This window comes from Streptacidiphilus monticola, assembly GCF_042658505.1.
Classification (GTDB): domain Bacteria; phylum Actinomycetota; class Actinomycetes; order Streptomycetales; family Streptomycetaceae; genus Streptacidiphilus; species Streptacidiphilus monticola.
Window position 1 is genome coordinate 24,708 of record NZ_JBHSQJ010000010.1, and the last position, 2,886, is coordinate 27,593.

Here is a 2,886-nt window from a genome sequence, read left to right on the forward strand (position 1 = left end):
GGCCGACGGGTTCGCCGCCGTCGCCGCGGCGGCCACCCCGAGCAGACGCACCGGCAGAAAGGGGGCCGTCAGCTGAGCGGCCGTCATCGGAGCCTCCCTTGCAGGCGGGTGCGCATGAGCGGACCGAAGGCCAGGTCGAGGGCGCTGTCGCCGCCCTCCCAAGGGGTGACCGGGATGCCCTTCTCGACCAGGCTCCACCGCAGCGCGCCCCGCTCCAGCCGCCACAGCCGCAGCGCCAGTCGCTCGGTGGGCTCCTCGTGGGACACACGCGGATCGCCAATGGGGATCTCCACGACCACGACCGGGTTGCCTCGCTCCGCGAGGCCGCCGAGGACGTCCATCATCCGCGAGTCGGCCAGCGGGGTGACCGCGTAGACCAGCGCGCCGTGCGGCAGTGCCGGCGGTGGCAGCCGGTTCAGGTCGGGGGTGTTGAAGTTGAGGTCCCGCCGCACGTCCAGCACGGTCTGCACCAGGCGGTAGAAGTACTCCTCGCCCGTGCCTGGCTGCAGCCAGTACACCTTGCCGCCGACGGAGACCACGCCGACCCGGTCGTGGCTGCGCAGGTAGGCGCGGACGATGCCGGCCGCCACCCGCAGCGAGTCGTCCAGGCTGGACGCCCCGGTCGCCGGGTCGCGCAGGTCCGCGAAGGCGTCGAGGACGACCACGACGTCCGCGGCCCGCTCGGCCGCGAACTGGTTGAGCTGGATCGCGCCGCCGCGCCTGGTCGTGGCCGGCCAGTGGATGCGCCGCTGCCGCTCGCCGTGCACGTAGGGGCGGACGCCGACGACCTCCAGGCCCTCGCCGCTCTGCCGGGAGGTGTGCTCGCCGATCCGGTCCGGCAGCCGCACCGGGATCGGGGTCAGCGTGCCCGAGCCGGCCTGCGGGAAGACCTCCACCTGGCCGAGGTCCACCCGGACGGCGCGCCGGGTGAGCCCGCCCCGGTCGTGCGCGTCCACGTCCACAGTGGCCAGCGTCCAGCGGCCCCAGCGACGGGCCGTCAGTTCCAGTTCCACGACCGCGCCGTGGACCCGCACGTCGGTCAGTTCCAGGCCCTGGCCGGGGGTGACGCCGGGGTCGATCCAGCCGGACACGCCGGCGAAGGAGAGGTCGACCCGCGCGGTGACCGGCTCGCCCTCGAAGACCCGCCGGCTCGGCACCTCGGCCTCGCCGCGCAGCCGCCGCAGGCCCTCGCCGCGCCGGGGCAGCGAGAGGACCAGCAGCACCAGCGGCACCGCCGCCGGGGCGAGCAGCCAGGCCTGCCCGGTCAGCAGCGCCAGGGCCGCGCCGAGCACGGCCAGGGTGCCCAGCCGCAGCGCCCGCTCGGTCGGCCGCACCGAGGGGTCCGGTGCGGTGGGCGCCTCCTCGGGAACCCCTTCCGGCGAGGACGTGCCCAGCGCCCGGAGCACCTCCGCAGACTGACGGGCCGTCATACGCCGCTCGCCACCGCCCGCGGCGTGGTCCGGGGCGTCGGCACCTGCTGCACCAGGCCGGCCACCACGTCGTCCGCGTTGATCCGGCGCACCCACAGCTCGGGGCGCAGCGTGATCCGGTGGGCCAGCGCGGGCACCGCCACCGCCTTGACGTCCTCCGGGACGACGTAGTCGCGGTGCTCCAGCACCGCGCGGGCGCGGGCCAGTTGGACCAGGGCCAGGCCGCCGCGCGGGGAGGCGCCGACCTGGATCTGCGCGTGCTTGCGGGTCGCGTCGACCAGGGCGACGACGTAGTCGACGAGGTCGTCGTCCACCTCGACCCGCTCCAGCGCGGCCCGGGCGGCGACCACCCGGGCCGGGTCGGCCAGCGGGCGCAGCACCGCCTCGGGCGCGGCCCGGTCGAGGCGGCGGCGCAGCATCGCGGCCTCGTCGGCGACCGGGAGGTAGCCCATCCGCACCCGCAGCAGGAAGCGGTCCAGCTGGGCCTCGGGCAGCTGGTAGGTGCCCTCGTACTCGATGGGGTTGTCGGTGGCGATGACGACGAAGGGGTCGGGCAGCCGCCGGGTCTCGCCGTCGACGGAGACCTGGGCCTCGGCCATCGCCTCCAACAGCGCCGCCTGGGTCTTCGGCGGAGTGCGGTTGATCTCGTCGGCGAGCAGCAGGTGGGTGAAGACCGGGCCGGGCCGGAACACCATCTCGCCGCTGCGCTGGTCGTACAGCGGCGCGCCGGAGACGTCCGAGGGCAGCAGGTCGGGGGTGAACTGGATACGCCGGAAGTCCAGGCCGAGGGCGGTGGCGAAGGAGCGGGCGAGCAGTGTCTTGCCGAGGCCGGGCAGGTCCTCGATCAGGACGTGGCCGCCGGCCAGCACGCCGAGCATCACCAGCTCCAGCGCCGCACGCTTGCCGACGACGGCCCGTTCGACCTCGTCGAGGACGGCGTGGGCGAGTTCGCCCGCCTGACGCGGGGTCAGTTCCGTGGTCTGGTCGGTCGCTGAGCTCACAGGGTCTCCAGGCGGGTCACGAGCGCTTCGAGCAACGGCGGGGGTACGGGGGCGGGGGCCGCCGCGGTGCGGCGGGGGCCGGGCAGGCGTCCGGTCCGGGCGGCCAGCTCGGCGTCCTCGGCCGCGCGGCGGCGGGCCATGGGGGTGCGCGGCCGGGCCGGGTCGATCCACGGCCACAGCTCCGGGCCGACCAGGGCGGCGGCCCGCTGCGGCTCGGTGTGCAGGGAGACGCCGTGGCGTTCGGCGAGGCGGACCTCGTAGAGCCGCAGCAGCAGCGGGTACAGGTGCAGGCCGTAGCCGTCGGGAGTGAGCAGGGCGTCCTGCAGGGCGGCGTCCCAGTAGCGCAACGTGGGTTCGCGGCTGGAGGCGAGCCGGGCCCGGCGGCGGTGGTCGCTGTCCATGGCCCCGGCGCCGACCACCCAGCGGGCGGCGAGCAGCACGGCCGCGGCCACCAC

At 75.8% G+C, this 2,886-nt stretch carries 3 protein-coding genes; all 3 read right to left on the reverse strand.

Going from position 1 to position 2,886, the window contains the following annotated elements; genetic code table 11:
• Positions 1-83 precede the first annotated feature (83 nt).
• Positions 84-1,430: a DUF58 domain-containing protein gene (locus ACFP3V_RS03140; RefSeq protein ID WP_380579417.1), complete on the reverse strand. Its 1,347-nt coding sequence runs from the start codon at positions 1,428-1,430 to the stop codon at positions 84-86.
• On the reverse strand, positions 1,427-2,431 hold the full coding sequence (locus ACFP3V_RS03145; RefSeq protein WP_380579419.1) for an AAA family ATPase: 1,005 nt from the start codon (positions 2,429-2,431) through the stop codon (positions 1,427-1,429). Before ACFP3V_RS03145 ends, ACFP3V_RS03140 begins: the two co-directional genes overlap by 4 nt.
• Positions 2,428-2,886: hypothetical protein (locus ACFP3V_RS03150; protein WP_380579421.1), on the reverse strand; the 459-nt coding region annotated here is incomplete at its 5' end. The genes ACFP3V_RS03150 and ACFP3V_RS03145, both read right to left, overlap by 4 nt.

Bases quoted from the DNA above. Each gene is read 5' to 3' on its own strand.
- ACFP3V_RS03140 (WP_380579417.1), bottom strand. From the start codon at position 1,430: ATGACGGCCCGTCAGTCTGCGGAGGTGCTCCGGGCGCTGGGCACGTCC.